General features: G+C 66.9%; 8 protein-coding genes and 2 pseudogenes. 1 reads left to right on the top strand and 9 read right to left on the bottom strand.

The window, feature by feature from the left end:
- Nucleotides 1-389: 389 nt before the first annotated feature.
- The 8 genes and pseudogenes from MBELCI_RS20150 to MBELCI_RS16505 form a co-directional block, all read right to left on the bottom strand.
- Entirely contained in the window at nucleotides 390-608 is a 219-nt protein-coding gene (locus MBELCI_RS20150) for an SDR family oxidoreductase (RefSeq protein WP_200861296.1), read from the bottom strand.
- A gap of 294 nt (nucleotides 609-902) precedes the next feature.
- Entirely contained in the window at nucleotides 903-1742 is an 840-nt protein-coding gene (locus MBELCI_RS16535) for an enoyl-CoA hydratase (RefSeq protein ID WP_021695388.1), read from the bottom strand.
- A 12-nt stretch (nucleotides 1743-1754) separates the two neighbouring features.
- Nucleotides 1755-2959, bottom strand: a pseudogene (locus tag MBELCI_RS16530) (CaiB/BaiF CoA transferase family protein).
- 169 nt (nucleotides 2960-3128) lie between these two features.
- Nucleotides 3129-4187: an MDR family oxidoreductase gene (locus MBELCI_RS16525; protein WP_081698633.1), complete on the bottom strand. Its 1059-nt coding sequence runs from the start codon at nucleotides 4185-4187 to the stop codon at nucleotides 3129-3131.
- Between the two features lie 2 nt (nucleotides 4188-4189).
- A complete protein-coding gene (gene acuR, locus MBELCI_RS16520) occupies nucleotides 4190-4825 on the bottom strand; it encodes an acrylate utilization transcriptional regulator AcuR (protein WP_045320380.1) in 636 nt (211 codons plus the stop codon).
- A gap of 76 nt (nucleotides 4826-4901) precedes the next feature.
- The gene (locus MBELCI_RS16515; protein WP_021695383.1) at nucleotides 4902-7412 is read right to left on the bottom strand and encodes a CoA transferase; all 2511 of its coding nucleotides are present in this window, start codon (nucleotides 7410-7412) and stop codon (nucleotides 4902-4904) included.
- Between the two features lie 67 nt (nucleotides 7413-7479).
- Nucleotides 7480-9041, bottom strand: a pseudogene (locus tag MBELCI_RS23000) (BCCT family transporter).
- Nucleotides 9042-9115: 74 nt separating this feature from the next.
- Nucleotides 9116-10777 (bottom strand): GMC family oxidoreductase, encoded by a 1662-nt coding sequence (locus MBELCI_RS16505; protein ID WP_021695381.1) that lies wholly within the window; start codon nucleotides 10775-10777, stop codon nucleotides 9116-9118.
- Between the two features lie 148 nt (nucleotides 10778-10925).
- Between MBELCI_RS16505 and MBELCI_RS16500 the strand changes: the two genes are divergently transcribed.
- Nucleotides 10926-11840 (top strand): LysR family transcriptional regulator, encoded by a 915-nt coding sequence (locus tag MBELCI_RS16500; protein ID WP_021695380.1) that lies wholly within the window; start codon nucleotides 10926-10928, stop codon nucleotides 11838-11840.
- Between the two features lie 80 nt (nucleotides 11841-11920).
- Here the strand turns inward: MBELCI_RS16500 and MBELCI_RS16495 are convergent.
- On the bottom strand, nucleotides 11921-12353 hold a 433-nt coding region (locus MBELCI_RS16495), incomplete at its 5' end, for an IS5 family transposase (RefSeq protein ID WP_045320379.1).

The raw sequence follows: 12353 nt of genomic DNA, 5'->3' as shown, positions 1-12353 counted from the left end.
CCAAACTCAGGCATAGCTCGAGAGCCCACCGGAGGAACAGATGGCTCGCTCAGTAGCCGTCTGCGCTTTGTTGCAATCGAAGCTTGGTCCTTGGGCACTGGCCGAAAGCCCGGTCGTGTGATGCCGACGGTCGAAACCAGCAAAGATATAATGTGCATCTCTTCACCTCAGAAAATTTGACCAGCCAAAATTCGAGAAGCCAAGATCATAGTCTGGATCCGGGTTCGAAGCTATCTATCGGAGGTGAGCAGGGGCGCAACGCCACGTACAGTGCCCCGCCAGATGGCATAGGGTCGCTTGGCTACGCGATGGCACAGCCGCCATCGACCGGCACCCCGTGCCGGACATGAACCCGGACAGCGGCGTGCAGAGGAACATCGGTAGGCCCGTCAGATTCTCGGGCTCGCTCCTTCGCCCCATTTGCCCAGCGGCGTACGGGCCAAGATCGGTACGGCACGGTCCGGGTCTGATTGCGGCGCTGCCGTGAGTGGCGTGCGGATCCAGCCCGGCGCGATGGCGTTGACGCGGATACCCTCCTTTGCCCAAGCGATGATAAGCGACTTGGTCAATTGCGCGATGCTGCCCTTCGAGGCTGAGTTGCCGGGCACTCACCATGGCGCTCTGCGGTGAGCGCGCCGTGGCCGATCTGGACCCGCACAACCTGCTGGTGCCGCGCGATTTCGAAGGGGAATGGCAGGAGAACGCGACAGGAGTTGGGTAGGCCTCCGAACTCATCTGATCTGTCATTCTCGGCTGCGCGTAACCGTCCGTCGGATCTCGTGTTGAAACACGCGGCCCCTACTGTACGGGCGACCGCCGAACCCACAGGTTCGAACTGGTGCGGGAGGGGGCACGCCATCCTGGCAGGGATGCGGCGCGGGTGACGCGCATTCCTGCTTGTGTCAGCGCCCGCGAAACACCGGTGCCCGCTTGGCGACGAAAGCCTCCATGCCCTCCTTCTGGCCCTCGGTGGCGAAGGCGGCCTGAAACAACAGGCGCTCGGCGCGCAGCCCCTCGGCCAGCGGCGTCTCGAAGGCGCGGTTGACCGCCTCCTTCGCCATCTTGACCGAAGGCGCGTTGTAGCCCGCGATCACATGCGCGGTTTCGATCGCCTCGTGCAGCAGCTGATCTGCCGGCACCACGCGCGATACCAGCCCTGCGGCCTTGGCCTCGCGCGCGTCCATGTTGCGCCCGGTCAGCACGAGATCCATTGCGAGGGCCTTTCCGGCGGAGCGCGCGATCCTTTGCGATCCGCCGATACCCGGCAGGATGCCGAGCTTGATCTCAGGCTGACCGAACTGGGCGTCCTCCGAGGCGATGACGATGTCGCACATCAGCGCAAGCTCGCAACCGCCGCCCAAGGCATAGCCCGCCACCGCCGCGACGATGGGCTTGGAGACGCCGCGCAGCCCGTCCCAAGCGGCGAGAAAGTCATCCATGTAAAAGTCGGTGAAGCGAACCGTCGCCATCTCCTCGATGTCGGCGCCGGCGGCGAAGGCGCGCGGTGATCCGGTCAGGACGATCGCGCCGATGCGCTCGTCGGCGTCGAAGTCGCGCAACGAGGCGACCGTCTCGGCGGCGAGCTGACGGTTCAGCGCATTGAGCGCCTTGGGGCGGTTCAGGGTGATCAATCCGATATTGCCGCGCCGTTCGACAAGAATGGTCGTCTCATCGGCAGAGACAGGGGCGGCGGTGTCCGCCGTGGCGGCGATCTTGGGATCGGTCTTGGTCGTGGTGCTCATGGCTTCGGCTCCTCAGGCGGTCTTGGCGGTTTTGGTGTCGACGGCGCGCAGAACGGGCGGGGCGGCCGATCTCGCGTCGTCGGCCGGGTCGACATCGGTCTGCTCCGATGTGACGGCCGGGCTGTAGGCGCCGCTGAGGCGACCTAACTCGTTCAGGATGGCGGCGCGGTGTTCGCCAAGACCGGGGGCGCGCAGCGGCACCGCCGGGTCGAACGCCTCGTAGCCGGTCATCTTGATCGGGTTGCCGGCGGTGCGCAGCGTCCTGCCGCCTTGGCCGCGCACCTGCACGATCATGTCGCGCGCAAGCAGCTGCGGATGGTCGAGCAGCCGGTCGATGGTGTTGATCGGGGCGCAGGGCACGCCCGCCTCGTTCAACAATTCGATCCAGTGCGCCGCCGGTCGGGTGCGGGTCACCGCCTCGATCGACGCCACCATCTCGGGGCGGTTGCGGCAGCGCAGGTCGTTGCTGATGAAGCGCGAATCGAGTGCGAGGCGGGGTGCGCCGATGGCGTCCGCCATCAGCAGGAACAGCTGGTCGTTGCCCGCCGCGATGACGAGCCGCTCATCCTCGGTCTCGAAGCTTTCGAACGGCGCGAGCGAGGGGTGACTGTCGCCGGTACGGGTGGGCACCACGCCCTCCACGTCGTAGCGGGCCAGCGCCGTCTCCATCAGCGCCGCCTGGCAATCGAGCATGCCGATGTCGACGCGCGCGCCCTGCGCGTCCTTGGTGCGGCCATAAAGCGCCGAGACGATGCCGATGACGGTGAAGAGCGCCGCGCCGAGATCGCCGAAGCTCGTGCCGACGCGGGCGGGGCGGCCATCGGGCCAGCCGGTCAGGCTCATCACACCGCCCATCGCCTGCACCACCATGTCGTAGCCGGGGAGTTCCGAGAACGGTCCGCTGTGACCGAAACCCGAGACCGAGGCGTAGACGATATGCGGATGCGTCTTGGCCAGTCGCTCGGGCCCGTAGCCCAACCGCTCCATCACGCCGGGGCGGAAATTTTCCACCAGCACGTCGCCTCGTCGAGCAGCCGCTCCAGAAGGTCGCGGTCGCGCGGCGATTTGACATCGAGCGTGATGCTCTCCTTGCCGCGGTTGAAGCACATGAAATAGGCGGATTCATCCTCGACGAAGGGGCCGAAGGCGCGAGTGTCGTCGCCCGTTCCGAACCGCTCGACCTTGATGACCCGCGCGCCCATGTCGGCAAGCACCATGGTGCAATAGGGCCCCGCCAGCACCCGTGAAAAATCGAGGACGGTGATGCCGTCCAGCGGCCCCTTCTTTGGGGGTCGTTCAGCCGTGGCTGCCATGTCTGTCTCCTCCCTTGATGCGCCCGGTCCACGCGCCTCCCGCGTGCGGTTCCGAGGCCGGTTTCTTTGTGGCTCAGGCGTCGAGGCGCACCACGGTCCGCCCGCGTAGTTTGCGGTCCAAGAGCGCCTCGCTGGCGCAGGTCAGCTCGTGAAGGCCGATCTCCTGCGTCATCGGACCCGTCAGACCCTGCGGCAGGAGCAGGGCCAGCTCCTCCCAGGCGCGAATCCGGTCCTCCTGAGGTCGCATCACGCTGTCGATGCCCAAAAGCCCCACGCCGCGCAGGATGAAGGGCATGACGCTCGAACTGAACTCGGCCGCCGCCGCCAGCCCGCAGGCGGCCACGGTGCCGCCATATCGCGTCGCCGCGCAGGCCTGTGTGAGGATGTCACCGCCGCAGACATCGATCACGCCGCTCCAGAGCGGCTTGCCGAAGGGGCGGCGGCCGGGATTGATGTCGTCGGGCCCGATCACGCTGTCGGCGCCGAGCTCGTCGAGCAGATAGAGCTTCTCCGTGCTGCGGCTGGTCACGGCCGTTACCTCGTGGCCGAGCGCCTTGAGCAGGAGCACGGCGACTGATCCAACGCCGCCGCTGGCGCCCGTCACGAGAACCGGGCCGCCCGAGGGCGTCAGGCCGCAGTCGCGCAAGGCCTGCACGCACAGCATGGCCGTGTAGCCGGCCGTCCCGAGGCTCATGGCCGCGCGTGGGCTCATATCGGCAGGGCAGGGGGTGAGCCATGCGCCCTCGACACGGGCCAGCTTCGCGAAACCGCCCCAGCGCGTTTCGCCCACGCCCCAGCCGTTCAGGATCACCCGGTCGCCGATCGCGACCTCCGGCGACGCACTTTGGGTCACCGTGCCGGCGAAATCGACGCCGGGCACCATGGGCAGGCGGCGCAGGATCGGCCCGCTCCCGGTGATGCCGAGCGCGTCCTTGTAGTTCAGGCACGACCATTCGACCTGCACCGTAACGTCGCCCTCAGGCAGCTGGTCTGCGCTCAGCCGCTCCACCGAGACGGCGCGGCCTCCCTTGCCGTCATCACACACCAGTAGCCCGTCGAACCGCTCCGATCTTTTGGACCGATCGTCTCTATTATGACGCGCGGAGAGCGCAGTGTCTTCCGTGGCGGGCATTATCAAGCCTCGATCTGTTGGAGGAAAGTCGTGGCGAAGGCGTCGAGTGGGGCGGCCTGTCGTTCAAGCTTGGCTCGCAGCACTGCCCCCTCCCATCCGATCCAGAAGGTCTTGGCCTGACGGGCGCAGTCGAGATCGGCGCGGAACTCGCCCGCTTCGACACCCGTGCGCAGGCAGGCCTCGGTGCGGGCCTCCCAATCGAGGAAGGTATCGATCAGCGCCTGCCGGAACGACCCCGGCAGCAGCGCGATCTCCTGCCCGAGATTGCCTACGAGGCAACCGCGCGTGAAATCATGTCGCGCCATGCCCCGCCGCGCATCGTCGAAAAAGGCCTGCAGCCGCTGGCGCGGGGTCAGTTCGACGTTCCCGAAATGACGGTCCAGCTTGCCCGCGAAATACCGCCCATAGGTGTCGATGACGGCAAGGCCGAAGGCCTCTTTGCTGTCGAACCAGTGGTAGAAGGATCCCTTGGGGACGCCGACGGCCTTGAGCATTTCGTCCAGCCCGACACCGGAAAACCCCTTCTCGGTGCCAATCTCCATCGCCGTACGCAGAAGCGCGGCGCGGGTCTCCGTGGCCTCGCGCCCCGCTTTCGGGGGGCGGCCCCGGCGCTTTTTGAGGGGAACAACATCCGGCATGATTACATTTAGACTGATCGTCTTGATAATGTCAATTCTAATGGATCAGGGGCGGGATCGGCCCGCCCCTGTCAGTTTAACTTGGCAGGTACTCCCGGCTCCAGCTGTCGCTGATCGCGCCGGTCTCGATCATCTGCTCGATCTCGTCGGTCCCGAACCCCATCTCGCCCAGCACCTCGCGGGTCGAGGCGCCGTATTTCTCGGCGCAGGGCAGGGCGCGCACGGCGCTGCGCGCGGGGCGCACGGCGTAGGGGTCGAGCTGGGTCACCTCGTGGCCGCTCGGGTGGTCGGCATGGATCGAGAAGGAATAGCTGCCTTGGTCGAGCCCCGGTGTGCCGTCCGCGGGGCGGCTGTTGTAGGAGCGGATGCCTTCGAGGTTTTCGCAGACCGCGGCGCCGATATCGGCCTCCTGCAGCCGCTCGACCCAGTCGGCGGCGCTGGCCTGCAGGAAGGCGCCGGCGAGGAAGATGGCGCGCTTGTCCGCTGGGACGCGCGAAAAGCCCTTGAGCCCCTCGACCGTCTCGAAGCGCACGAGGTCGGCCTCGTAGGCGCTCAGCAGCAGGAAACCATCAGCGGTATAGTAGAAGCGCGACAGCTCGTCGAAGCCCAAGGCCTCGCGGCCCGAAGGCTCGTTGAACAGCCCGCGCTTGAGGTAGTCGTAGCAGAACGGCATTTGCGCCAGCCCGCTGAGCGCCGAGAGCGAGGTGCGGGCGCGGCCCGCACGGCCCGTGCGCGCCTTCTGGTAGAGCGCCGCCGCCACGCCGAGCGCGCCGCCAAAGCCGCACATCACGTCGATCGTGCCGACATGGGCGTGCTCCTCTGGCGTCTCCATCGTGCCGCCAAAGCGCAGCATGATGCCGGTCGCGGCCTGCACGAGGTCGTCATAGCCGACGTAATCGGTGCGCGGGCCGCGTCTCGGTCCGCTGAAGCAGTCGAGCTGGCAGAACACCGCGTCGGGGTTCATCGCGCGCAGGCCCGCCGCGTCGAGGCCCATCGCCTTGATCTGGCTGTCGGGCGCATTCCAGACCACGACGTCAACCGATTTCACCAGCCGCTCCAGCACCTCGCGCCCCTCCGGGCTGCGGATATCGGCCAACACCGAGCGTTTGCCGCGCATATGGGACAGGCCGAAGATCACCGTATTCCAGCAATCGTAGAAGGGCTTGGCGGGGTCGAGCTTGATCACCTCGGCGCCGAAGCGGGCGAGGTAGGAGACCGAATGCGGCCCGGCGATGACGTTGCACAGATCGAGCACGCGCACGCCGTCGAGCCAACCGCCGCGATTGGCCGGATCGGTTGGGGCGGGCAGGATGGTGGGCAGTGCCGCCAGCGCCGAGAGCGCGGTGTCGAAATCGACCTCGCGGCGCGGCGCGGGCGTCAGCGTCTCCTCGGCGCTCTCCTCCAGCCAGACCATCGGGCCGGGCTGGGTCATGGTGCCGTATTCAGGGTCCTCGACCTCGATCATCAGACCGGCGGTCTCGGCGTGATCATCGTTGATCCATTCCTGCAGCCAGCGCTGCGGCGCGCCGGGAAAGCGGCGCTTGCCGAAGATCTTTTCCCATTCCTTGGCGGTACGCGTCATGAAGACCTCCTTCATGCGCGCGGCGATCCGGTCGGCCCAGTGCTTGGGCAGGGGATAGACGCCAAGCGAGACGTCCGAGGCCCATTCCGAGACCGGCTTGTAGGTGTCCTCCTCCTCGCCCAGCCCCTCGGCCACCAGCTCGTCATGGATGCCCAGCGTCTGCAGGCAGCGTTTGGCGTGGTTCTTGTGGCTCGGGCAGACGACGTAGAACATCCGCCCGTCCTTGCACATGTAGCTGCGGTAGAACGGGTCGAGCAGCTCCTGAAGTTCGTCATAGCCGAGGTTCATCGGCAGCCCCTCGATCCGGCGCCGCTCGATCTCCTGCTCGCGCTGGGTCTTGTAGCGCTCGGGCAGGTTCTCGATGCGGATCGAATTATAGGTCAGCCCCTCCATCACCGCCGCCGCGAGCGGCACCTCGATCCGCTCGCCGAGGCCCGTGCGCTCGCGCGCCTGCAGCGCCAGAACCACGGCCGAGGCCGCGAGCATCGTGCCATAGGCCGAAGCCAGCGGCAGCGGCGAGAACGACGGGTTGATCCCCATCAGCACACGGTTGAGGCCCATGTCGGTGAAGACGCCCGAGGTCGCGGCAATGACGCTCTCATAGGCGCGCCAGTCGCGGCGCAGCTCGTCGTTCGAGGCGAAGCCCGGGATCGAGACGGCGATCAGCGCCGGATGCTCGCGGCACAGCTCTTCGGGGTCGAGCCCGAGCCGCGCCATGGTGCCGGGGCGGAAGCTCTCGACGAGGATGTCGGCCTCGGCCGCCAGCGCGCGGGCCTGTGCGAGCCCCTCATCGGTCTTCAGGTCAAGACGGATGGTGAGTTTGCCCCGGCCCAGCGTGGCGTTAGCCGGGCTGTGCCAGAGCGGGCCATCTGGCGGGTCAATATGCACCACGGTGGCGCCGAGATCGCCGAGGATCATCGCGACGGCCGGGCCCGCGATGTACTGGCCGAAATCGACGACCTTGACGCCGGCGAGGGGCAGCTTGGAATTCGGATCGCGGGTCATGACGCTTCCCTCCGGGTGAAATGGGTTGGATGGGGCCGACCGATGGCCGGCCCTCGAAGGATCGCCGCTATTCGGCGGGTGTGTCGATCACGAGATGGTCACGGCGCGGGTCGGTGCCGAAATCCTCGCGAAGCCAGCGCATCAGCGACCATGTCAGAAGCCCCAGAACCGGGATCAGCGGCAGCGCCACCACGATGGTCGAGGTCTGCACCGGTTTCAGCCCGCCAAGCTGGATCAGCGCGATGCCGACCAGCGCCAGGATCAGCGCCCAGACGATGCGGATAGACCGCTTGGGCTCCTGATAGCCCGAGAGGCTGCGCGAGGTGACCGACGCCAGCACGTAGGCCGCGCTGTCGAGCGTGGTGGCAAGGAAGATGAAGCACAGGGCCACGAAGGCCGCCGTCACGAGACCCGAGAAGGGCAGGGTGCCAAGGATCGCCTGCACGGTGGCGGGGATGCCTTCGGCGCTCAGCACGGCGCTCACGTCGAGTGCGCCCGAGATCTGCAGGTCGAGCGCGTAGCCGCCCCAGACCGCGAAGAACACCCAGCAGCCCAAAGAGCCCCAGACCAGCTCGGCCACGATCAGCTCGCGGATCGTGCGGCCGCGCGAGATGCGTGCCACGAAGAGCCCCATCATCGGCGCATAGGCGATCCACCAGGCCCAGTAGAACACGGTCCAGTCGCGCGAGAAGCTCGATCCGGTGACCGGGTCGGTCCACATGCTCATGGTCAGGAAGTTGGTCGCCATCTGCCCGAGGCTGTTGGTCCAGCCGTTGATCATGAACAGCGTCGGCCCGGCGAGAAAGGTGAAGCCCAAGAGCAGGATGGCCAGCACCACGTTGGCGTCCGACAGGAGCCGGATGCCGCGCGACAGGCCGAACCAGACGCTGCCGCCGAAGATCACGGTCCAGAGGCCAAGGATCGCAAGGTCGAGCCCGAGCGAGGGGCGACGCCGAACAGCCCGCCTACAAGCTGCGAGACCAGCGGCACCGCGAGGCCCAGCGAGGTGCCAACGCCGCCCACCACGCCGAACACCACCACCGCGTCGAGCGCCACGCCGATCCAGCCGTCGGAATGCCGCCCCAAGATGCCGCGCGCCGCCACCGAGAGCCGCACGCCGGGCTGGCGGCGGACATACATCGAATAGGCGATGGGCAGGGCGGGCAGGCAATAGAAGGCCCAAGGCGTCAGGCCCCAGTGAAACTGGCCGTAGGTCAGCGCCCATTCGGCGGCCTCGGCCGACATCGGCGCCACGCCAAACGGCGGACCCTGCATGTAGTAGATCGGCTCGACCCAGGCCCAGTTGACGATGGCGATGCCGATGCCGCCGCAGAAGATCATTGCGATCCAGCTGAAATAGGAGAACTCGGGCCGCTCATCGGGGCGGCCCAGACGCACATTGCCATAGCGGCTCATCGCCAGCCCGATCAGGAACAGCACCGTGCCGAGCCCGGCCAGGAGGTAGAGCCAGCCGAAATTGCCGGTGGCGAAGGCGAAGGCCGCGCTGATCGCCGCCGGTCCGGCCTCGGGAAACAGGATCAGCGGCAGGCAGACGCCGGCCAGCACCGCCAGCGACGGCACAAAGACCCGCAGGTCCAGCCGGTCGTCGCCCTCGTTCGAATGTCGCATAGGTTCCTCCCCCATGGATGTGCCCGGATATGGATCCGGGCGATTGTCGTGGCGCATCCCTCCCCGGATGCGGCTCACGCCTCTTCGAGTATCCAGCGCGCGGCCTTTTCGGCGATCATCATCACCGGCGCGCTGGTGTTGCCGCTGGTGATCTCGGGCATGACGCTCGCATCCACCACCCGGAGCGCCTCGATCCCGCGCACCCTGAGCCGGGTGTCGACCACCGCCATGGGATCGTCCTCACGGCCCATCTTGGCGGTGCCGACGGGGTGGAAGATCGTGTTGGCGATGTCACCCGCGAGCCGCGCGAGTTCCTCGTCGGTCTGGTACTGGGGCCCGGGCTTCCATTCCTCGGGCTCGTATTTCGCCATCGCCGGCTGCGAAACGATCTCGCGCACCTGTCGCAGGCTCTGCGCCGCCACGTGGCGGTCCTCGTCGGTGGCGAGGTAGTTCGGCGCGATTTCGGGCGCATCGTCGAAGCGGTTTGAGGTCAGGTGCACCCGGCCCCGGCTCGTGGGGTTGAGGTTGCACACGCTGGCCGTGATCGCCGGGAAGGCGTGCAGATCCTCGCCGAAGGCGTCGAGGCTCAGGGGCTGCACGTGGTATTCGAGATTGGCATGCGGGCGCTGCGGGTCGGATCGGGTGAAGGCGCCGAGCTGGCTCGGCGACATGCTCATCGGGCCGGTGCGGCGAAGGGCGTACTCCAAGCCGATCCGCGCCTTGCCGAAGATGTTGCCCGCCAGCGTGTTCAGCGTCTTGGCGCCCTTCACCTTGAACACCGCGCGGATCTGCAAATGATCCTGCAGGTTCTCGCCCACGCCGGGCAGGTCGCGCAGCACCTCGATGCCATGCGCCTTCGCCTGATCGGCCGGGCCCACGCCCGACAGCTGCAGGATCTGCGGCGAGCCGATCGCACCCGCCGAGAGGATGACCTCGCCGCGCGCGCGCACCGTCATCGCATCGCCGCCGCGCCGGACGACCGCGCCGGCGCAGCGCGTGGCGCCTTGGGGCGTGGTCTCGAAGATCAGCCGCTCGACCTGACTTTCAGTCCAGATTTCCAGGTTGGGCCGCGATTTCGCAGGGCGCAAAAAAGCCTTGGCCGCGTTCCAGCGCCAGCCGTTCTTCTGGTTCACGTCGAAATAGCCGACGCCCGCGTTGTCGCCGGTGTTGAAATCCTCGGTGCGCGGCACGCCCGCCTGCGTGGCGGCAGTGGCGAAATCCTCCAGCACGTCCCAGCGCAGGCGCTGCTTCTCGACCCGCCATTCCCCGCCATGCCCGTGCAGGTCCGAAAACCGCCCGTTGTGCCCGGTCTCGGGATCGGCGCCGCCATCGCGGCGGTGGTGGTCCTCATGCGCCATGAAGTCGGGCAGGGACCTCTCCCAGCTCCAGTCGTCATCTCCGGTGAGCCGGGCCCAGTTGTCGTAATCGCGCGCCTGACCCCGCATGTAGATCATGCCGTTGATCGAGGAGCAGCCGCCAAGCCCCTTGCCACGCGGATAGCGCAAGCTCCGCCCGTTCAGCCCGGCCTCGGGGGCGGTCTGGTAGAGCCAGTCGGTGCGCGGGTTGCCGATGCAGTAGAGATAGCCCACGGGAATGTGGATCCACGGGTGGTTATCGCGCTTGCCGGCTTCGAGCAGCAGCACGCGTTTCGCCGGATCGCGGCTGAGCCGATTGGCCAAAAGGCAGCCCGCCGAGCCGGCCCCCACAATGATGTAGTCGAACGGATCGCGCGGCATCTGGATTCTCCCCTCTAGGAAAGGTGCGCTCTGACCGGCCCTTGCTGCGCCGGTCGTCACCGCCCCTCCGTCTCCTCGCGATAAGCGATGCGGCAAGCGCGGCTCGAAATCCAATGACTAATGGCGCAAGGCATTATAAGCAGAACTCATGAAGCACCCGGCAGATCTGCGGAGCCTGCACTCCTTCGTCACCGTGGCACGCGAGGGCAACGTCTCGCGCGCGGCGGCGTTGCTGCACCTGACCCAGCCCGCTGTGAGCCTTCAGCTCAAGCGGCTCTCCGAGTACACAGGGCTGGTACTGTTCCGGCGCACCGCCCGCGGGCTCGAGCTCACGCGCGATGGCGAGACGCTCTTGAAAAAGGCCGAGCGTGTGCTTGAGGCGGTGGAGGAGTTCAGCCACGCGGCCCGTCGCATGACCGGCACGCTCAGTGGGACGCTGCGCATCGGGACCATCGTCGATCCGGACTTCATCCGGCTGGGCCGCTTCCTTGCGGAGTTGCTCGAAGCCGCGCCCGGATTGCAGGCCGAGTTGGTTCATGGAATGAGCGGCGACGTTCCGGTGCGATTGCAGCGCGGCGAGATCGACATGGGTTTCATGCTGGACGAATCTTTGGCTGATATGCCGGTGCAAGGGGCGCCGTTCCATCATCAAACGCTGACACGCTTTCGCTACCTCGTGATTGCCCCCGCGGGCTGGGAGCGGCGGGTCGCCGGCCTTGGCTGGGCCGGGCTCGCCGAACTGCCTTGGGTCGGGACCCCGCCGGCTTCGGTGCATCATCGCCTGCTGGAGCGCCGGTTCCGCGAGACTGGGGCGGAGCAGAACCGCGTGGCGCTGGTCGATCAGGAGCCATCCATGCTGGCTATGGTACGTTCGGGCGTGGGGCTGAGCTTGTGCCGCGAGTCGATCGCGCTCTACGAGAAGCAGGCGAACGGGCTCGTCGTGGTCGAGGACATGCCGCTCGACACTACACTGGCCGTCCTTGTGCCCGAGACTCGCCGCTATGAGCCGGCGATCAATCTTTCGCTCGTCCTTTTAAGCCGAATTTGGACCGGTCTGCCATAGAAGTCATTGAATCAGGCAGTCCCAGCCGGCGATGTTGCGCAAATCAGCTCCGAGCATGACTGCACCCTTTCCCGCAATCTTCAGCGGACGGCCTTGATCTCGGCCCTGCCAAGGGCCGAGAAGCGGTTCATGATGGCAATGCGGATCTGGATTTCGGCGGTCTGGCGGTCGGGGTCTCGTGACATGATCCTCTCGCCGAAGAGCTTCAGGCAGTTCATCACAGCCTCGACCCGACTTCGGACGTGATAGCCGGTCCACGTCTTCCAGAGCGTCCGGCCTAAGTGCCGGGTTGCCCGCAGGATCTCGTTTCGCGCGATGGCGGCGGGACAGTCCTCTTTCCAGGCACGCCCAGTGCGACGGATCGGTATGACCGCTTCGGCGCCTCGGTCGATGATCGCGCCATGGCAGCGGTGCGTATCGTAAGCGCCATCCGCGGTAACCGTGCCGATCGTCTCCTCCGGGGGGATCTGCGCCAGCAGGTCCGGCAGCAACGGGCTGTCGCCCTGGCGGCTC

The organism is Limimaricola cinnabarinus LL-001 (genome assembly GCF_000466965.1).
Taxonomy (GTDB): Bacteria; Pseudomonadota; Alphaproteobacteria; order Rhodobacterales; family Rhodobacteraceae; genus Limimaricola; species Limimaricola cinnabarinus.
Note: the sequence above shows the minus strand (reverse complement) of the source record. Positions and strands in the feature narration are given on the sequence as shown.

Coding starts and splice junctions, on each gene's coding strand:
- MBELCI_RS16515 (WP_021695383.1), bottom strand. CDS start 7,412: ATGACCCGCGATCCGAATTCCAAGCTGCCCCTCGCCGGCGTCAAGGTC.
- MBELCI_RS16525 (WP_081698633.1), bottom strand. CDS start 4,187: ATGCCCGCCACGGAAGACACTGCGCTCTCCGCGCGTCATAATAGAGAC.
- MBELCI_RS16535 (WP_021695388.1), bottom strand. CDS start 1,742: ATGAGCACCACGACCAAGACCGATCCCAAGATCGCCGCCACGGCGGAC.
- MBELCI_RS16500 (WP_021695380.1), top strand. CDS start 10,926: ATGAAGCACCCGGCAGATCTGCGGAGCCTGCACTCCTTCGTCACCGTG.
- acuR (WP_045320380.1), bottom strand. CDS start 4,825: ATGCCGGATGTTGTTCCCCTCAAAAAGCGCCGGGGCCGCCCCCCGAAA.
- MBELCI_RS16505 (WP_021695381.1), bottom strand. CDS start 10,777: ATGCCGCGCGATCCGTTCGACTACATCATTGTGGGGGCCGGCTCGGCG.